Origin of the sequence: Amycolatopsis sp. NPDC098790 (assembly GCF_044759945.1) — a bacterium.
Lineage (GTDB): Bacteria > Actinomycetota > Actinomycetes > Mycobacteriales > Pseudonocardiaceae > Amycolatopsis.
Window position 1 is genome coordinate 270,875 of the sequence record NZ_JBIWAI010000007.1, and the last position, 17,833, is coordinate 288,707.

General features: G+C 71.1%; 18 protein-coding genes. 15 read left to right on the forward strand and 3 right to left on the reverse strand.

Annotated features, from left to right (window positions below):
• Positions 1 to 111 precede the first annotated feature (111 nt).
• Positions 112 to 591, reverse strand: a complete 480-nt coding sequence (locus ACIQWX_RS42080) for an NUDIX hydrolase (protein WP_400883812.1) — start codon at positions 589 to 591, stop codon at positions 112 to 114.
• A 106-nt stretch (positions 592 to 697) separates the two neighbouring features.
• On the opposite strand from ACIQWX_RS42080, the gene ACIQWX_RS42085 reads away from it, so the two are divergent.
• From ACIQWX_RS42085 to ACIQWX_RS42140, 12 genes are all read left to right on the forward strand, one after another.
• A complete protein-coding gene (locus tag ACIQWX_RS42085; RefSeq protein ID WP_400883815.1) occupies positions 698 to 1,672 on the forward strand; it encodes an LLM class flavin-dependent oxidoreductase in 975 nt (324 codons plus the stop codon).
• 353 nt (positions 1,673 to 2,025) lie between these two features.
• A complete protein-coding gene (locus ACIQWX_RS42090; RefSeq protein ID WP_086674921.1) occupies positions 2,026 to 2,820 on the forward strand; it encodes an ABC transporter permease in 795 nt (264 codons plus the stop codon).
• 2 nt (positions 2,821 to 2,822) lie between these two features.
• Positions 2,823 to 3,674, forward strand: a complete 852-nt coding sequence (locus tag ACIQWX_RS42095; RefSeq protein ID WP_372670467.1) for an MlaE family ABC transporter permease — start codon at positions 2,823 to 2,825, stop codon at positions 3,672 to 3,674.
• On the forward strand, positions 3,671 to 4,948 hold the full coding sequence (locus ACIQWX_RS42100) for an MCE family protein (RefSeq protein WP_400883818.1): 1,278 nt from the start codon (positions 3,671 to 3,673) through the stop codon (positions 4,946 to 4,948). Before ACIQWX_RS42095 ends, ACIQWX_RS42100 begins: the two co-directional genes overlap by 4 nt.
• A complete protein-coding gene (locus ACIQWX_RS42105) occupies positions 4,945 to 5,952 on the forward strand; it encodes an MCE family protein (protein WP_400883821.1) in 1,008 nt (335 codons plus the stop codon). Before ACIQWX_RS42100 ends, ACIQWX_RS42105 begins: the two co-directional genes overlap by 4 nt.
• Positions 5,949 to 6,941 (forward strand): MCE family protein, encoded by a 993-nt coding sequence (locus ACIQWX_RS42110; protein ID WP_400883824.1) that lies wholly within the window; start codon positions 5,949 to 5,951, stop codon positions 6,939 to 6,941. The genes ACIQWX_RS42105 and ACIQWX_RS42110 overlap by 4 nt, the downstream gene beginning before the upstream one ends.
• Entirely contained in the window at positions 6,938 to 7,945 is a 1,008-nt protein-coding gene (locus ACIQWX_RS42115; RefSeq protein ID WP_400883827.1) for an MCE family protein, read from the forward strand. Before ACIQWX_RS42110 ends, ACIQWX_RS42115 begins: the two co-directional genes overlap by 4 nt.
• Positions 7,942 to 9,003, forward strand: coding sequence for an MCE family protein (locus ACIQWX_RS42120; RefSeq protein WP_400883830.1), 1,062 nt, complete (start codon positions 7,942 to 7,944; stop codon positions 9,001 to 9,003). The genes ACIQWX_RS42115 and ACIQWX_RS42120 overlap by 4 nt, the downstream gene beginning before the upstream one ends.
• Positions 9,003 to 10,211 carry an MCE family protein gene (locus tag ACIQWX_RS42125; RefSeq protein WP_400883832.1) on the forward strand — a complete coding sequence of 403 codons (1,209 nt, stop codon included), beginning with the start codon at positions 9,003 to 9,005 and terminating at the stop codon, positions 10,209 to 10,211. Before ACIQWX_RS42120 ends, ACIQWX_RS42125 begins: the two co-directional genes overlap by 1 nt.
• Positions 10,196 to 10,711: a hypothetical protein gene (locus ACIQWX_RS42130; protein ID WP_400883835.1), complete on the forward strand. Its 516-nt coding sequence runs from the start codon at positions 10,196 to 10,198 to the stop codon at positions 10,709 to 10,711. The genes ACIQWX_RS42125 and ACIQWX_RS42130 overlap by 16 nt, the downstream gene beginning before the upstream one ends.
• Complete coding sequence (locus ACIQWX_RS42135; RefSeq protein WP_400883838.1) at positions 10,708 to 11,283, forward strand: hypothetical protein; 576 nt, start codon at positions 10,708 to 10,710, stop codon at positions 11,281 to 11,283. Before ACIQWX_RS42130 ends, ACIQWX_RS42135 begins: the two co-directional genes overlap by 4 nt.
• A 42-nt stretch (positions 11,284 to 11,325) precedes the next feature.
• A complete protein-coding gene (locus ACIQWX_RS42140; RefSeq protein ID WP_400883841.1) occupies positions 11,326 to 11,991 on the forward strand; it encodes a hypothetical protein in 666 nt (221 codons plus the stop codon).
• A 214-nt stretch (positions 11,992 to 12,205) separates the two neighbouring features.
• Here ACIQWX_RS42140 and ACIQWX_RS42145 read toward each other — a convergent pair whose 3' ends face one another.
• Entirely contained in the window at positions 12,206 to 13,150 is a 945-nt protein-coding gene (locus ACIQWX_RS42145) for an RCC1 domain-containing protein (protein WP_400883843.1), read from the reverse strand.
• Positions 13,151 to 13,513: 363 nt separating this feature from the next.
• Between ACIQWX_RS42145 and ACIQWX_RS42150 the strand changes: the two genes are divergently transcribed.
• Together ACIQWX_RS42150 and ACIQWX_RS42155 are read left to right on the forward strand one after the other, a co-directional pair.
• Complete coding sequence (locus ACIQWX_RS42150; RefSeq protein WP_400883846.1) at positions 13,514 to 14,134, forward strand: DUF6801 domain-containing protein; 621 nt, start codon at positions 13,514 to 13,516, stop codon at positions 14,132 to 14,134.
• Between the two features lie 88 nt (positions 14,135 to 14,222).
• Positions 14,223 to 15,656, forward strand: a complete 1,434-nt coding sequence (locus ACIQWX_RS42155) for a DUF6801 domain-containing protein (protein WP_400883848.1) — start codon at positions 14,223 to 14,225, stop codon at positions 15,654 to 15,656.
• Between the two features lie 13 nt (positions 15,657 to 15,669).
• On the opposite strand, the gene ACIQWX_RS42160 is transcribed toward ACIQWX_RS42155, so the two are convergent.
• Entirely contained in the window at positions 15,670 to 17,085 is a 1,416-nt protein-coding gene (locus ACIQWX_RS42160) for a hypothetical protein (RefSeq protein WP_400883851.1), read from the reverse strand.
• On the opposite strand from ACIQWX_RS42160, the gene ACIQWX_RS42165 reads away from it, so the two are divergent.
• A complete protein-coding gene (locus ACIQWX_RS42165; protein ID WP_400883854.1) occupies positions 17,050 to 17,829 on the forward strand; it encodes an AbfB domain-containing protein in 780 nt (259 codons plus the stop codon). The genes ACIQWX_RS42160 and ACIQWX_RS42165 overlap by 36 nt on opposite strands.
• The last annotated feature ends 4 nt before the right edge of the window (positions 17,830 to 17,833 follow it).

Consider the following 17,833-nt stretch of genomic DNA (forward strand, 5'->3'; position numbering starts at 1 on the left):
CTCCGGACGCGGCACCCCGTCCTCCCTTTTCCGCTGGTTTCGCCCCAACCGTATCGGGTCGGGGCCGGAGTCAGGGCCGGTTGGCGGAAACGGCCGGGCGGCAGCGTCCGGTCACGCGGCCGCGAGGACCCGCGCGGCGATCTCCGCGTCCAGCGGGCTCGTGTCCGGGCCCACGGCCTCGCCGGGCGACCACCAGCGGAAGCCGAGCCCTTCTTCGCTGAGGCTGAGCCAGGGCGCGGCGGGGAGATCGGTGCGGTAGACGGCGAGCAGCTCCCGGCGGGCGGGCCGGGTCAACGCGAACTCGGCCACCACCGCGAAGGTCAGCTCGACCCCGTGGATGCCGGTCTCCTCGGCCAGCTCGCGGGCCGCCGCGCGGCGGCTGCTCTCCCCGGCCTCGCGCATGCCGCCGGGCAGTTCCCACTGCCGCCGACGCCGGTCGAACATCATCAAGACGGCGCCGGCGTGGACGGCCACGACCAGGGAAGCGGACACCGGGATCGCGGTCGCCAGCCGCGTGAGATCGCTTTCGGTGACCTGGCGCACGGCGAGCAGGACGTTGCCCGCACGATCGCGGAGGGGAAGCCCGGCCATGCGGACATCCTCGCCGGTTCCGCGCGTGAACGGCGTCACAACGGACGAGCCGGGAAGCAATCGTGGCACCGGGGCGTTGACCCCGGTTGTGAGCTCACTGCCTGACGTGCCGCTGTCCGTGCTCGACCTGTCCCCCGTTTCGGAGGGGAACACCGTCGGCGAGACGCTGCGCAACACCCTGGACCTCGCCCGGCACGCGGAACGGCTGGGCTTCACCCGCTACTGGCTGGCCGAGCACCACAACATGCCCGGCATCGCCAGCTCCGCGACGGCCGTGCTGATCGGGCACGTCGCCGGTGCGACCGAGCGGATCCGCGTCGGGTCGGGCGGGATCATGCTGCCCAACCACGCTCCCCTCGTCGTCGCCGAGCAGTTCGGGACCCTCGAGGCGTTCCACCCGGGCCGCATCGACCTCGGGATCGGCCGCGCGCCCGGTACCGACCAGCGGACGGCGCTGGCTCTGCGCGGTCCCGGCGGGCTGTCCGCGGACAACTTCCCGGAGCACCTGCAGGAGCTGATCGGCTACTTCACCCACTCGGAGGCCCGCGGGGTCAACGCGGTGGTGGCCGAGGGCAACCAGCCGCCGGTGTGGCTGCTCGGCTCGAGCGGCTTCAGCGCCCAGCTCGCCGGGCGGCTCGGGCTGCCCTTCTCCTTCGCCCACCACTTCGCCGCCGAGAACACCATCCCGGCCGTGCAGCTCTACCGGGAGAACTTCCGGCCGGGCGTGCTCGACGAGCCGTACGTGATGCTCGGCGTGTCGGTCGTCGCCGCCGAGACGGACGAGCGCGCGCAGTTCCTGGCCGGCCCGTCCGGGCTGACCTTCCTGAGCCTCCGCCGCGGCCGCCCGATCGCGCTGCCGACGCCGGAGGAAGCGGCCGAGTACCCCTACACGGAGATGGACCGCGCGTTCCTGGCCGACCGCTTCGGCTCGAGCATCATCGGCTCGCCGGAGACGGTCCACAAGGGACTCGAGCAGCTGCTGGCCGACACGGGCGCGAACGAGCTGATGGTTACGACGATGGTCCACGGGCACGCCGACCGGGTCCGCTCCTACGAGCTGCTGGCCGGCCTCAAGTCCTGAAAGACACCGAAGGGCACCGCCACGCGCTGGAGGTGCCCTTCGGCGCGTCCGGTGCTACAAAGGTGCCCTTCCGACACCCGGGTCGGTATTTTCTTTTCCTTCTTTGACAACAAGATCCGGTGCGTTTGTCAGCACCGGACAAGAAATGCGCGGTTACCAGCCCGTGACCGCGCGATCCCGCTCAAGTTCTTGTCTCCCAGCAGGGCCGTCGTTAGCGTACCGACCAGTAGGAAACGGCACGGTGTCCCCCGAGACCGTGAATGGCCGACCATTGTTACCCCGTTCGGACCATTTCCCCTTGCTCATCTCGGGTGTATTCGGCGTGCCGCCGGAACCGCTGGGGAGGCACACGAATGGCCGAACGGACGACGACGACGTCGTTCCCCGGGGCCGCCGCGCTGCGGCAGACCGGGCGGCTCTACGGGCTCGGCCTCGACGTCGTCCGGCTGACGTTCCGCCGCCCGTTCCAGCTGCGTGAGCTGATCCAGCAGTTCTGGTTCATCGCGAGCGTCTCGATCCTGCCGACGGCCCTGGTCTCCATCCCGTTCGGCGCGGTCATCGCGCTGCACATCGGGTCGCTGACCACGCAGATCGGCGCGCAGTCGTTCACCGGCGCCGCCAGCGTCCTCGCCATCATCCAGCAGGCCAGCCCGATCGTCACCGCGCTGCTCATCGCCGGTGCCGGCGGCAGCGCGATGTGCGCGGACCTCGGGTCGCGGACCATCCGGGAAGAGATCGACGCCATGGAGGTCCTCGGCGTCTCGCCCGTGCAACGGCTGATCGTGCCGCGGGTGCTCGCCGCGATGGGCGTCGCCGTCTTCCTCAACGGCATGGTCAGCGTCGTCGGCGTGCTCGGCGGCTACTTCTTCAACGTGATCATGCAGCACGGGACGCCGGGCGCGTACCTGGCGAGCTTCTCGGCCCTGGCCCAGCTGCCCGACCTGTGGATCAGCGAGATCAAGGCGGTCATCTTCGGGTTCGTCGCCGGGGTCGTGGCCGCCTACCGCGGGCTGAACCCCAAGGGCGGGCCGAAGGGGGTCGGCGACGCCGTCAACCAGTCCGTGGTCATCACGTTCCTGCTGCTGTTCGTGCTGAACCTGGTGCTCACCACCGTCTACCTGCAACTCGTGCCGCCCAAGGGGAGCTGATCGTGACCACCACGGAACTCCCGAGAACGGCACGCGTCCGCGAAGCCGTCGACCGCCGGTTCGGCTTCCTCGACACCCTCGGCGACCAGATCCTCTTCTTCCTCCGCGCGATCGCCTGGATCCCGCGCGCGCTGCACCGCTACCTGCGCGAGATCGTCCGCCTGCTGGCCGAAGTCAGCTTCGGCAGCGGCGCGCTCGCCGTCATCGGCGGCACGATCGGCGTGATGATCGGGATGACCGTCGCCACCGGCACGGTCGTCGGCCTGCAGGGCTACTCCGCGCTCAACCAGGTCGGGACGTCGGCGTTCGCCGGGTTCGTCTCCGCCTACTTCAACACGCGCGAGATCGCGCCGCTGGTCTCCGGCCTCGCGCTGTCCGCCACCGTCGGCTGCGGGTTCACCGCGCAGCTCGGCGCGATGCGGATCTCCGAGGAGATCGACGCCCTCGAGGTCATGGGCATCCCCAGCGTCCCCTACCTGGTGACGACCCGGGTGATCGCCGGCTTCCTCGCCGTCATCCCGCTCTACGCCATCGGGCTGCTGTCGAGCTACCTCGCCTCGCGGCAGATCACCGTCTGGTTCTTCGGCCAGTCCGCGGGCACCTACGACCACTACTTCCTGCTGTTCCTCCCACCCGGCGACGTGCTGTGGTCGTTCGGGAAGGTCCTGGTGTTCAGCGTCGTCGTGGTGCTGGCCCACTGCTACTACGGCTTCCGCGCGAGCGGCGGCCCGGCCGGCGTCGGCGTGGCGGTCGGCCGCGCGGTGCGCACCGCGATCGTCGCGATCAGCGTGCTCGACTTCTTCCTGTCCCTGGCGATCTGGGGCGCGACGACCACCGTGCAGGTGGCCGGATGAGACGCGAAACCCGCCGCAAGGCCGGGATCCGCACCGCGGGCGTGCTGTTCCTGGTGGTGATGGGCGTGCTCGTGACGCTCTCGATCAAGGTGTACGACAAGGACTTCGTCGACACGGTCCCCGTGACGCTCAAGGCGAGCCGGATCGGCAACCAGCTCCAATCCGGCGGGCAGGTCAAGGCCCGCGGCGTGCTCGTCGGCGAGGTCCGCGAGGTCCGGGCGACGCCGCAGGGTGCCGAGATAGCGCTTGCTCTGGAGCCGGACAAGGTGGACATGTTGCCGGGCAACGTCTCCGCGTTGCTGGTACCCAAGACGCTCTTCGGCGAGCGGTACGTCCAGCTGTCCATTCCGGACGGTGCCCGCGCCCCGCACCTGGTCGCCGGGTCCGTGATCGAGCAGGACCGCTCGGCGAACGCGATCGAGCTGGAACGCGTCTTCGACAATCTGTTGCCGCTGCTGAAGGCCGTCCAGCCGCAGAAGCTCGCGACGACGCTGACCGCGGTGTCGACGGCGTTGCAGGGCCGCGGCGAGCAGATCGGCGAAACGCTTTCCACCGCCGCCGACTACCTGAAGGACTTCAACCCGCAGCTGCCGGCGTTCACGAAGGACGTCCAGGACCTCGCGTCGGTGTCCCGGCTCTACGGCGACATCGCCCCGGACCTCCTGGACGCGCTCACCGACTCCGCCGTCACGCTGAACACCGTGCGGGACAAGGCACCCGACCTCGCGACCGTCTACCAGGAAGTGTCCGGTTCGGCCGGTGAGGTCCGGGAGTTCCTGAACCGCAACAAGAACAACATCATCGCCCTCTCCGCCGACAGCCGCTCGGCCCTGGAGGTCGCGGCGCGCTACTCGCCCAGCTTCCCCTGCACCATCAAGGCGATGGACGCGCTGCGCGAGCCGGTCGACGAGGCGCTGGGCAAGGGCACGAACCAGCCCGGCATGCACGCGCAGGTCACCGTCACCCAGGCCCGCGGCAAGTACGTGCCCGGCAAGGACGACCCGCTGTACCCGGCCGACGGCGGCGGCCCGCGCTGCTACCCCAGCGGGGTCGCCCCGACGACCGGCACCGCCGCGGTCGCGCCCGGCGCGCCGCAGCACCCGCTGGTCACCGGCACGCGCGACGACCTCGGCGTCGCGAACTCCCCGCAGGAACGGGAACTGCTCGCCACGATCCTCGCGCCGCAGCTAGGCGTGCCCACCGGGCAGGTCGCGGACTGGAGCAGCGTGCTGGTCGGCGCGCTCTACCGCGGCACGGAGGTGACGCTCAAGTGAGGAAGTTCGCCGCCCCGCTGGTCAAGAGCCTGATCTTCATCCTGGTCACCACGGCCGCGACCGTGCTGCTGGCCGTGTCCATCGCGAACACCGGCGTCGGCCGGACCGACCTCTACGGCGCCACGTTCACCGACGCGACTTCGCTGAACGTCGGCGACGACGTCCGGATCTCCGGCGTCCGGGTCGGCCAGGTCGAGGAGCTGGAGATCGCCGACCACAGCCTCGCGCACATCCGGTTCTCCCTCGACGAAGGCCGGCAGCTGCCCGCCGACGTCGGCGCGGTCATCAAGTACCGCAACATGGTCGGGCAGCGCTACATCGCGCTCGAACGCGGTGCGGGCGGCAAGGGCACCCTGCCGGTCGGCGGCGAGATCCCCCTGGCCCGCACGACGCCGGCGCTGGACCTGACCGACCTCTTCAACGGCTTCAAGCCGCTGTTCCAGGCGCTCTCGCCCACCGACGTCAACCAGCTCTCCGGCGAGATCGTCCAGGTCTTGCAAGGAGAAGGCGGCACGGTCGAGGAACTGCTCGCCCACACCGGCTCCCTGACCTCGACGCTCGCGAGCCGCGACCAGCTGATCGGCGACGTCATCACCAACCTCAACCACGTGCTCGGCACGGTGAACAGCAAGGGAACCGCGCTGACGACGTTGATCTCGACGCTGCGGGAGCTCGTCTCCGGCCTGGCCGCGGACCGCACCGCGATCGGCGACGCGATCGGCGGCCTCGGCGACCTGTCCACGGCCACCGCGGGCCTGCTCGGCGACGCGCGGACGCCGTTGAAGGACAGCATCACCGGGCTCGACGGCGTCACGAAGAACCTCGCTGACGGCAAGACCCTCCCCGGCCTCGAGCAGACGCTGACCACGCTGCCCCAGAAGCTGGACAGCCTCGGCCGGATCGCCTCCTACGGCTCGTGGATGAACTTCTACCTCTGCAGCTCGACCCTGCAGACGACGCCTCCGCGCGGAACGCCCGTCACGGCGGAGAGGTGCGGCTCGTGAAGTCCTTCAAGGAACGCAACCCGCTCACCCTCGGCGTCGCCGGGAGCGTCGTCCTCGCCGCGCTGCTGACCGTGACGTTCAACTACGACAACCTGCCGGTCGTCGGCGGCGGCACGACCTACCGCGCCGAGTTCTCGGAGGCGGCCGGGCTGCAGGCCGACGACGAGGTCCGCGTCGCCGGCATCAAGGTCGGCGAGGTCCGCGACGTCGAGCTGGCCGAGGACCACGTGCTCGTCACCTTCCGCGTCAAGAACGCGTGGGTCGGCGACCGGACGTCGGCGGAGATCCGGATCAAGACGCTGCTGGGCCGCAAGTTCCTCGCGCTCAAGCCGACCGGCGACGCCGTGCAGGACCCGGACCAGGCGATCCCGCGCACCCGGACCGTCACGCCCTACGACGTCACCGAGGCGTTCAACGGCCTGGCGAACACCGCCGGCTCGATCGACACCACGCAGCTCGCCGACAGCTTCACCGCGATCAGCGACACCTTCCGCAACGCCCCGGCCCACGTGCGCACCGCGCTCGACGGTCTCTCGGCATTGTCGAAGACGGTGTCCTCCCGCGACGACCAGCTCGCCGACCTGCTGGCCAACGCCAAGAAGATCACCTCGACGCTGGCGAACTCCAACGAGGACTTCGAGCAGCTGCTCTCCGACGGCAACCTGCTGCTGGGCGAGCTGGACCGCCGCCGCCAGGCCATCCACGACCTGCTGACCGGCGCGCAGGCGCTGGCCACGCAGCTCTCCGGGCTGGTCGCCGACAACACCGCGGCGCTCAAACCCGCGTTGAGCCAGCTGAACACCGTGACCGACCTGCTTTCGCGCCAGAACGGCAACCTGGAGAAGAGCCTGGCGGCCGCCGGTCCGTACTTCCGGCTGGCGAACAACGCGCTCGGCAACGGCCGCTGGCTCGACGCCTACCTCTGCGGCCTGCTGCCGGAGAACCGCGACCCGTGCACGCCGCCGAAGCAGTTCGGAGCCCCGAAGTGAACGCCACCCGCACCTACCGGTTCCTCGCCGCGGCGGTCGTCACGGCGCTCGTCGTCGTGGCCGCGCTGTGGTGGATCTTCTCCGGCACCGGCCTCGACCGCGCGACCGTGCTGTTCTCCCGCGCGGTCGGCGTGTACAGCGGCTCGGACGTCCGGCTGCTCGGGGTCCGGATCGGCCAGGTCGAGTCGGTGACCCCGCGCGGCGAGCAGGTCGAGGTGACGCTGACCTACGACGGCTCCGCTCCGATCGCCGCCGACACCGACGTCGTCGTCATCGCGCCCAGCGTCGTCGCCGACCGGTACGTCCAGTTCTCCAAGCCCGCGCGCGGTGGCCCGCGGCTGGTGAACGGCACGACCATCGGCGTCGACCGCAGCGCCACCCCGGTCGAGCTGGACGAGCTCTACGCCAGCCTCGACTCGCTCACCAAGGCGCTCGGCCCGGACGGCGCCAACAAGAACGGCGCGCTGTCGGACCTGCTGACGACCGGCGCGAACAACCTGCGCGGCAACGGAACCGCGTTCCACGACTCCGTCAAGCAGCTCTCCGAGCTGGCCCGGACGCTGGCCGGCAACTCCGGCGACCTGTTCACCACCGTCCGGGAGCTGCAGCGGTTCACGTCCATGCTGGCCGACAACGACGACCAGGTGACCAAGGTCAACGAGCAGCTTTCGTCGGTTTCCCAAACGTTGTCGGCCAACCGCGACGAGCTGGCCTCGGCCCTGCGCTCGCTCGGCACCGCACTCGGGGACATCCAAGGGTTCCTCAAGGACAACCGCGCGCTCATCAAGTCCAATGTGGACAAGCTGGCGGTGACCACGCAGACGCTCGTCGACCAGCGCGCGTCGCTGGCCGAGACCCTGGAGACCGCGCCGCTGGCCGCGGCGAACCTGCTCCAGACGATCGATCCGGCGACCAGGGCCCTGCAGAGCCGCACCGACCTGCTCGACTACCTGCCGCTGCCGGTGACCGGGTCCGTCTACACGAACGAGGCGGGCGGGCGATGAAACCATTGAGACGCGTCACCGCTTTGGCCGCCGGCTGCTGCTTGGTGCTGACCGCGTGTTCCGGCGAGTTCAAGGGCGTCTACGACCTGCCCCTGCCCGGCGGCGCCGACGTCGGCGACCACCCGTACCACGTCACCGTCCAGTTCGCCGACGTCCTCGACCTCGTGCCACAGGCCGCGGTCAAGGTCGGCGACGTCCCGGTCGGGCGGGTCCAGACCATCCGGCTCGGCTCCGACGGCTGGACCGCCGAAGCCGTCGTCGAGGTCAACGGCGACGTCGTACTGCCCGCCGACGCCGTCGCTCGGCTGCGGCAATCCAGCTTGCTCGGCGAGAAGTTCGTCGAACTGGCGGCCCCGGACAAGGAGACCAACGCGAGCGCGCGGCTGGCCGACAACGCCGTGATCCCGGTGTCGCGGACCAACCGCAACCCCGAGTTCGAAGAGGTCTTCGGCGCGCTTTCCCTGCTGCTCAACGGCGGCGGCATCGGGCAGCTGCAGACGATCAACCGCGAGCTGTCCAAGGTGATGACCGGCAACGAGACGCAGATCCGCTCGTTCCTCTCCGGCGTCAACACCCTCGCCACCGACCTCGACGCGCACCGCCAGGACATCACCGCGGCGCTCGAAGGCGTCAACCAGCTCGCGACGACGCTCGCCGACCGCGACAAGCAGGTCGAAGGCGCGCTCACCGACCTCACGCCGGGCCTGCGCACGCTCACCGACCAGCGCACCCAGCTCGTGGCGATGCTGCAGTCGCTCGACGACCTCTCCGGCGTCGCCACCGACGTCATCCACAAGAGCAAGGACGACCTCGTCGCCGACCTGCGGGCGCTCGCGCCGATCCTGCACCGCCTCGCCGACGCCGGTGCGTCGCTGCCGAAGGCCCTGGAAATCCTGCCGTCGTTCCCGTACACCGACGCGGTGATCCCGGCGATCAAGGGCGACTACCTCAACGTCTACCTGTCGGTCATCCCGGCGCCCGGGGTGCCGCTGCCGCCGCCGGGCGAAGGCACGCCGCCCGGCCTGCCGGTCCTGCCGCTGCCGTCGGGAGGTCAGTGATGCTGACCACCCGGGTCCGGCTCCAGGTCGTCGCGTTCGTCGTGATCTCGCTCGTCACGGTCGCGTTCGTCGGCGCCAACTACGCCGGGATCGACCGGCTCTTCGGCGGCAGCGGGTACACCGTGAAGCTGGAACTCGCCGAAGGCGGCGGGATCTTCACCAACGGCGAGGTGACCTACCGCGGCGTCGCCGTCGGGCGGATCGGCGACCTGCGGCTGACGCCGTCCGGGATGGAGGCCGACCTGGTCATCGACGGCTCGGCCCCGCCGATCCCGGCGAACGCCCAGGCCGTGGTGGCCAACCGGTCCGCGGTCGGCGAGCAGTACGTCGACCTGCAGCCGCGGACGTCCGACGGCCCGTACCTGGCCGGCGGCTCGGTGATCCCGCGGGAGAAGACGACGCTGCCGATGCCGGTGCAGCACCTGCTCGGCGACCTCGACTCGCTGACCGCGTCGGTGCCGACCGGCGACCTGCGCACGGTCGTCGACGAGCTGGACGACGCACTGCGCGGCACCGGCCCGGACCTGCAGGTGCTGCTCGACACCGCGACTTCGTTCACAAAGGACGCGGCGGTCAACCTGCCGCAGACGACGAAGCTGATCGACGACGGCTCGACCGTGCTGCGGACCCAGCTGGACTCCTCGGCCGAGTGGCGCTCGTTCACCGGCAACGCCAAGCTGTTCGCCGCGCAGCTGTCCTCTTCGGACGGTGACCTGCGGCGGCTGATCGCGACCGCGCCGCCCGCCGCGTCCGAGCTGGGGACCCTGCTGCGGGAGACCGACCCGGGCCTGCCGATCCTGCTCGCCAACCTGCTCACCACCGCGCAGGTGTTCCAGACGCGCACCGGCCAGCTGGAACAGCTGCTGGTCGCGACGCCGAAGGTGGTCGCGGCGACGTCGACGGCGTTCGACGGCGGCGAAGGCAACCTCGGCATGGCGCTGACCTTCTACGACCCGCTCCCCTGCCGGGCCGGGTACGAAGGCACGAAGTTCCGGCCCAGCACCGACACCTCGCCGCTGCCGTTCAACACCGGCGCGTCCTGCACGCTCGAGCCGGGCGACGCGACCTCGGTGCGCGGCTCGCAGAACGCGCGGCACCTGCCCGTGCCGCCCGCCGCGGTGCCCGGTTCGGGTGCCCCGCTCACGGCGTCGTCCGACGGCCTGGCCGTGTCCCCGACCCTCGAGGAGATGCTGTGGCTGGGAAAGTGAAGTGGCCGCTGCGGGCCGCGGTGCTCGCCGTCGTCGTCACCGCCGCGTTCGCGGGGTGGTCGGGGTTCGCCTGGTACCGCACCGCGCACAGCGCCGAGCTGACCTACGGCACCGCGCGCGACGAAGCGCTGACCGCCGGCCGCGAGCTGGTCGCGCGGCTGTGCACCCTCGACTACCACCAGCTCGACCAGGGGCTCGCGCAGTGGCTCGACGCGTCGACCGGCCCGCTGCACGACCGGCTCGCCCACACCGACAACGCCACGAAGAAGACGCTCACCCAGGACGCGACGGTGTCGACCGGCAAGGTGCTGGACGCGGCGCTGAGCGAGCTGGACGAGCACGCCGGCACCGCGAAGCTGATCGCGTCGGTGGAGATCACCGCGCAGAAGGAAGGCGTCGCGCCGGCGACCAAGCGCAACCGGTTCGCCGCGGGGCTGAGCCGGACCGAGGGCGGCTGGAAGCTCAGCGCGCTCGACGAGCTGCCGGTGGGGGCGAGATGAGCACCACTACCGAAGAAGCCGAAGTGGCAGCCGAGGATGCCGACGAGGTCGTCGCCGAGGAGCCGCGGCGGCGCCGGTTCCTGCTGCCGCTGCTGGTCGCGGTCTCGGTGCTGCTGGCCGGCACCGGCGTGGCGTTCACCCTGCTGGCGCGGTCGGCGGCGGGCAACCCGGCCGCGGCCAACCACGCGCTGACCGACGTCGGCGCCACCGCGGAGGTCACCTCGGCGGTGACGCTCGCGCTCAACCGGATCTTCTCCTACTCCTACGACCGGACCGACGTCACCGAGCAGGCCGCCAACGACGTCCTGCGCGGCGACGCCCTATCCACCTACGACCGGCTGTTCGCGCAGGTGAAGGAAAAAGCACCGGCCCAGAAACTGGTGCTGACGACGCGGGTGACGTCGTCCGCGGTGCAGGAGCTCGGCGGCGGCAAAGCGCGGCTGCTCGTGTTCCTCGACCAATCGGCGACCCGCACCGACAACAATTCCAGCAGTTCCGCCGCGGCCCAGCTTTCGGTGGTCGCGGAACGTGAGGGAAACACCTGGAAAATCACCGGGCTCACCCCTCGCTGACCCCGTTTTCCCCGCTGTTTCACAATGTGAAGGAGAGTCGGCATGCCTACTTTGTCGCGCACTCGGAAGAACGGCCGGAAATGGGCGCGGGCGGCCGCGGTCGCGATGGCCGCGGGTGTCGCCATGAGCGTCGCCGCCGTTCCCGCCTCGGCCGACGTGGTCGAGATCCCGGTCGGCTACACGGTCACCGGCAGCACGGTCGTCAAGAAGACCGGCAGCGCGATGGCGCTGGGCCCGGGCAACCTCGACGGCGCCCTGATCATCGACGACCAGACCGGCTCGGTCGGCCTGCGCGCGGACCTGACGCTGCCGCCGTCGCAGGCCAACATCTCGCTGGTCTCGGGCATCTTCAAGATCAAGGCGAAGGTCAAGATCACCCCGACGGGCCCGGCCACGGGCACCATCGCCGACGGCACGCTGAGCACGCACGCCCAGGCGAACATGGAGATCTACGACATCTGGGCCGGCCTGCTGGTCCCGGTGATCCCGCTCCCGACGGTGCCGGGCAGCTGCAAGGCGAGCAAGCCGCTCGACCTGGACCTGAGCGCCAAGGACGTGGACATCTTCGGCCCGAAGATCACGGTGACCGGCACGTACACGATCCCGGACTTCAAGAACTGCTTCATCGCGGACCTGGCCCTGGGCGCCCTGGTGTCCGGCCCGGGCAACACGATTTCCCTGGACCTGGCGGCCAAGACCGAAGGCTGACCCGGTACGCGAAGAGGGGCTTCCCGGCGCGGGAGGCCCCTCTTTCCGTAGCCAGATCAGCAGGGTGCGGTGGGATCCGCCTTCAGCGCGGCGGTGAACCCGCCACGTCGTTGAACCCCACGACACGTACTCGCCATTGCTCTCGATCGCGAAGCCGACCCGGTACGCGAAGAGGGGCTTCCCAGTGCGGGAAGCCCCTCTTTCCGCAGCCAGGTCAGCAAGGTGCGGAGGGATCCGCCTTGAGCGCGACGGTGAACCGGTCGCCGGCGGAGAGGGAGAGGAACGGCCCGCAGAGGCCCCAGCCCACCGGGTCGCCTTCGGTCACGTCGTTGGATCCCCACGACACGTACTCGCCGGTGCTCTTGATCGCGAAGTTGAAGGTCCACCCCGCGTCGATCGCGACGACGTCCGACAGCGCCGCCTCGGGGACCTCGGCCTGGTGGTTGTCGTTGCGGCCCCAGGCGATGACCCGGCCGTCCCTCAGGGCGAGACTGTGCTGGTGACCGGCGGAAATCGCGGTGACGCCCGACTTCGCGTCGGCCGGGACGTCGGTCTGGCCGTGGTCGTCGGCGCCCCAGGCGAGGACCCCGCCGTTCTTGAGCGCCAGGCTGTGGTCGCCGCCGGCGGAGACGGCGGTGACGCCGGAGGTCGCGGCGGCCGGGACGTCCGAGCGCAGACCCCAGCTCAGCACCCGGCCGCCCTTGATGGCGAGGTTGTGCATGGCGCTGGTCGAGATGGCGGTGACCCCGGACTTCGCGTCGGCGGGCACGTCGGCCTGGCCGTACCAGTCGTTCCCCCAGGCCAGCACGCTGCCGTTCTTGAGCGCGAGCTCGTGGCCCCAGCCGGCGGCGATCGCGCTCACGCCCGACATAGCCGCCTCGGGGACCTCGGTCTGCCCGAAGTTGTTGTCGCCCCAGACCAGGACCTGCCCGCCCCTCAGGCCCATGGCGTCCATCCCGCCCATGGAGACGGCGCTCAGCCCGTCGGCGGCCTCCGGCGGCGGGCCCATGATGTAGTTCGAAAAGCCCCATTCGACGACACCGCCGGTGTCCGGCGCCTGCGCGGAAGCGGACGCCGCCGACACCACCGGCACGGCGGCCAGGGTGGCGGCGAGCAGCACGGAGGCCCGGCGGTGGGCGGTGCGGAAACGGGGGGCCACGGCATCCTCTTTCGCTGAATCGATTCCCGCGGTCACGGTGCGCGCGTGGTATCGATAGTAACGCGGACAACCGCCGATCGGAACGCGGTCGAGTATTTGTCACAATCGCACCAAGGTCATCACCGCACTGCTCCGGTGTTGACAAGAACTCATCCGGGCAATGGCCGGTGGAAACCGACCACGTGACATCCTTGTTGCGCAACCGACTGGCGAGTAACCTCATTTATCACAGCCACCTCGCGAGGGTTGGGGCTGCACCAGGGAAAACACCCGGGGGAATTCGCGGTACCGCTTTGGTCCGCGGGGCGCGTGGGCAACGCCCGCCCGAGACGTCAACTGGATGATCGAAGGAGATTGGCAGTCATGACCCGACTCAGGAACCTGTCCCTCAAGGCGGCCACGACCGTCGCCGCCGTCAGCGCGTTCGGCATGGTGCTGACCGGCGTGGCCTCGGCCGCCACCACGTACAACGCCGGCGCGACCTACCGGTGCACCTTCCCCGGCATCCCGCAGCAGGACGTGGGCATCACCGCGTTCCTGACCGGCCCGGACTCGATCGCCGCCGGTGGCACCGCGGTGCCGACCGGCGTCGGGGGCACCGCGACGATCTCCGCCGCGGTCCACTCGCTGCTCACCGCCGTCGGCTACGACGGCATCCGCGGCACCGCGACGGTCCCCGTGACCGCCGCGCGCGGCTCGGTCTCCGGCCCGGCCAGCGGGCTCAACATCCCCGAGACGATCTACCCGGCCGGTGGCCCGATCACGGTGAACATCAGCCAAGTCGCGTCCTCGTCGATCCCGACCTACACCGCGCCGGCGACCGCGGGCAGCGACACGCTGTCGCTCGGCACGCCGATCACCGCGGCCCTGCAGTTCCACAAGGCGTCCAACAACACGTGGGCGAACTGGAACATGACCTGCACGCCGAAGACGACGAGCCCGGCGCAGAACCTGGCGTTCTCGCCGAACTTCGTCATCACGTGACAGCGCTGAACTAGTTTCACCGTAGGGATGGCCGGGGCCCCGGCCATCCCTACGGCTCGTTTCCCCGCGGCACGGACAGGAGCACGGCATGGCCCGACGGCTGACCCGGCGGACGGCGACCCGCGGCGCGCTCGCGCTGGTGTGCGCGGTGTCGGTCACCACCGGCGCGTTCACCGGAACGGGTTCCGCCGCACCCGGCACCACCGCCGCGGACACCGGCACCGGCCGGCGCGAGGTCGCGAAGACGGTCACGGCGTCGTGCCCCTTCGCCGATCCGGTGGGGCCGCTGAAGCTCGATGTGAAGACCGAGGCCACGCTGCCGGCCTCGATGACCGTGGGCAAGCCGGCGACGATCGACGGCCTGGCCGTGTCGTTCCCGCTGCCGCGCGCCGCCGCCCAGCAGCTGCTGGGCACGGCCGCCACCCTCGAAGGCGGCTTGACCTTCCAGCTGCTGCTGGAGCAGGGGAAGGTCAAGGACACCCTCGCCGTCCCGCTGACCATCCCGGCGACCCCGCTCCCGGCCGACGGCGACCTGCTCCTGACGGCCAAGGGGAAGCTCCCCGCGTTCTCCCCGTCCGCCGCCGGCCTGCTGAAGATCCGCTTGAGCGCACCGAAACTCGCGCTGGGCCCGACGGGCGCGCCGCCGGAGCAGCCCGCCGAGCAGGTGGCGTGCACCGCCGACGCGGGCGAGGACCTCTCCTTCGGCTCGGTCGCGGTGCTGGCGGCCGCCGCACCGCCGGCCGGGAAACCGGCGCCGGGCAAGAAGGCCACGCCGGCGCCTCAGCCGGGCGGCTCGCAGAAGCACTCCCTGCTGGACGAAGAGCCGCCGCCGGACGACACCGTCACGATGATCCTGCCGCTGCAGCCGAACCAGGTCGACAACACGGCCACGATCACCAAGACCGGCGCCAAGATCCACAGCAAGCCGGCCGCGCTGGTCAACGGCGTCTGGTTCCGGATCACGACGCCCGACGGCTTCCCGATCCGGAGCGAGATCACCGGTGAGGTGGCGTTCGCGCCGGTGACGGTGTCCTACCTCGGCTACGGGTTCCTGCCGATCACCGCGACGGTCGAGTTCCTGCCGGTCGACTACCGCAGCGGCGCCACGATGATCCACTCGTTCGGCACTCTGTTCGACGGCATCCTGCGCAACCACCTCGACGTGGTGTCGCGGCTCAGCGACGTCAAGGTGAACGGCGTCCCGCTCGACGCCGGCCCGGACTGCGTCTCGGCGACGCCGATGCCGATCGACATGATCGGCGAGTACGACCCGTTCACCGGCGGCCTGATCGCCACCGACCCGGTGAACGCGGACCCGAAGTACCGCGGCTTCGCGCTGCCGCCGTTCAAGAACTGCGGTGCGGCGGAGAAGCTGAGTTCGCTGTTCACGGGCCAGAACTCGGGCCCGGGGAACCAGGCGTCGGCGCGGCTCACGATCATCCAGCTGTGCATGGAGGCCGACCACCGCAACTGCCCGCCGGTGGTGCCGATCCCCGCGGAGGCCTTCCGCGCGAGCCGCTGAGACCGCGGCCGGATCACGGAACGCCCGCCACCACCCAACCGCCGACGGCTTCGAGGAGCTCCCGGGCCGCCGGGTCCGGCAGCCGGTCACAGGCTTGTCCGAACTCCGCGAAGGCTTCCCGCGCGGCTTCGACGGCGACAGGAAGGGCGCGCGGTGGCAGGGCCTCCGCCGTCAGACCCGGCATCGCGAGCAGCTCCGGCAGGGGCGAGATCCGGCCGCCGAGCAGATCGGTGAGCGTGGCGTCGAGCCGAGTCCGCTCGCCTCTCAGCGCCAGGACGTCCTCGGTGCGCAGGAACAGTTTGCCCAGTACCTCGCCGCAGGCCCGGAACACCTCTGCGTCGGCACCTCCCAGGGCCGCGCCGATGCGCAGCGGGAACTCGAACAGCGACGCGAAGACCGCTTCCGCTTCGACGCCGGTCGTCACGACGTTCGCCCGCAACGCTGCCAGCTCGCCCAACCAGTCCGAAAAGGACCAAGAGAGATCGGGCACCGCCTCCGCGATCAGCCGGGAAGCCTGGCCCAGCAGGTAGTCGCCGGCGAGCACGGTCGTCGCGGACTCCCAGTCCACGCCCCGGACATCCTTCGGGGTGCCGGCGGGGCCGAGGAACGCGAGTGCGCCGAGCGTAGCGAGTTCGATGGCCGCCGCCACGGACGCGTCGCCGCGGGCCGGGCGTCCGCCGCCGGCCGTGAGGGCCGCGAAGAACCCGATCGCGGGACGCAGCAGCAACTCCTCCTCCCGGTCGGCGGTGAACATCCGGGCCAGGAACGGCCAGTCGCCCCGGACGATCGACAGGCACACCTCGTCGCACGCGGCCAGGAAGGGCAGCAGCCGGAGCCGGGTCGCGGGCGGCAGTTCCAGGGGTTCGGCGCCGGCGAGAGCCGACGCGCCTTCGGGCAGCACCACCGCCCGCCGCCCCTTGGCGTAGAACGGGTGCTCGCTGCCCGCGCCGGCGGCGAGCACGCGCCACGCGAGGTGGTACCGGCGGGCCGCGTGCCGTGCGGTCTCGAAGTAGCCGACGAACGCGGCGCCCAGCAGCCGTTCGTACTCCCGACGGGCGGCGGCAGGATCGTCCACTTCGGACAGGATCGCGCGGGCGGCGAGCCGTCCGGATTGGACGGCGCCGCTCAGCCCCTCGCCGGTGAACGGGTTGACCAGGCCCGCCGCGTCCCCCACGCGCAGCCCATCGGGTCCGGCCGCGGAACCGGGGCTGAAGCCGCAGGACAACGGGCCGGAGATCGCCGGGCCGGCCGGGACGCACTCACGCACCCGGGGATCGAGTTCGGCCAAGGCCTCGACCGCCTCGTCCAGCAGGTCCTCGGCCGCGCCGGCGCCGAGAGCGGACGCGCCGATCGTGCAGCCACCCGGCGTGGGCGCGAACCAGGCGCAGCGGGGGTGGCCGCGCGGGTCGTCCGCGGTCGGGGCGAGCATCCGGAGCACGACCCGATCGCCCAGGTCCGGCCCGCTGTACCGGCGTGCGCAGCGGCCGAACGCGCGCTGCGGACGATGGACGAGGCGCAGCTCAAGGCGTACATCGGCACCGGGATCCACAGCGCGAACCTGCAGGACTGGTTCACCTGGATCCGCAAGAAGGGCGAGGCGGACCGGCGGCTGCTGTTCGAGCTGCGGACGCGGGCCGAGCAGAGCCGGGTGCACCCCGCGCTGGTCGCGGGAGCGACCACGGCCATGGCGGGCACGGACGACGACGTCGACCGCTTCCTGCGGCTCGGGCAATACGAAGACGCCGTGCTGGTCCAGTCCGTCCGTACGCAGAGCCCCGGCGCGGCCGGCTGGTACCTGCGCGGCCTGACCGACGCGGTCGTCGGCGCGGGCGCCGGCCCGGACGCGGCGTGGCGGGTCGTGCCCGGCAAGGCGGACTCGACGTGCCACTCCTTCGAATCGGTGGCACACCCCGAGTACTACCTGCGCCAGCAGGGGCTGCGCGCGGTGCTCGCCGCGTCCGACGGCACCGACGCGTTCCGCGCGGACGCGACCTGGTGCTCGAAGGCCGGCCTCTCGGGCACCGGCGTCACGCTCGAGTCGTACAGCGCCCGCGGGAAGTTCCTGCGCCAGTACACGACCCAGGTGTGGGCGGCCGACTCCGGCGGCCAGCACCCGTACGACACCCCGAACGGCTACGCGGCGGACGCGTCCTGGCAGGTGGACGTGCCGTGACCGG

Coding starts and splice junctions, on each gene's coding strand:
- ACIQWX_RS42080 (WP_400883812.1), bottom strand. CDS start 591: ATGGCCGGGCTTCCCCTCCGCGATCGTGCGGGCAACGTCCTGCTCGCC.
- ACIQWX_RS42090 (WP_086674921.1), top strand. CDS start 2,026: ATGGCCGAACGGACGACGACGACGTCGTTCCCCGGGGCCGCCGCGCTG.
- ACIQWX_RS42100 (WP_400883818.1), top strand. CDS start 3,671: ATGAGACGCGAAACCCGCCGCAAGGCCGGGATCCGCACCGCGGGCGTG.
- ACIQWX_RS42120 (WP_400883830.1), top strand. CDS start 7,942: ATGAAACCATTGAGACGCGTCACCGCTTTGGCCGCCGGCTGCTGCTTG.
- ACIQWX_RS42125 (WP_400883832.1), top strand. CDS start 9,003: ATGCTGACCACCCGGGTCCGGCTCCAGGTCGTCGCGTTCGTCGTGATC.
- ACIQWX_RS42135 (WP_400883838.1), top strand. CDS start 10,708: ATGAGCACCACTACCGAAGAAGCCGAAGTGGCAGCCGAGGATGCCGAC.
- ACIQWX_RS42140 (WP_400883841.1), top strand. CDS start 11,326: ATGCCTACTTTGTCGCGCACTCGGAAGAACGGCCGGAAATGGGCGCGG.
- ACIQWX_RS42150 (WP_400883846.1), top strand. CDS start 13,514: ATGACCCGACTCAGGAACCTGTCCCTCAAGGCGGCCACGACCGTCGCC.
- ACIQWX_RS42155 (WP_400883848.1), top strand. CDS start 14,223: ATGGCCCGACGGCTGACCCGGCGGACGGCGACCCGCGGCGCGCTCGCG.
- ACIQWX_RS42160 (WP_400883851.1), bottom strand. CDS start 17,085: ATGCTCGCCCCGACCGCGGACGACCCGCGCGGCCACCCCCGCTGCGCC.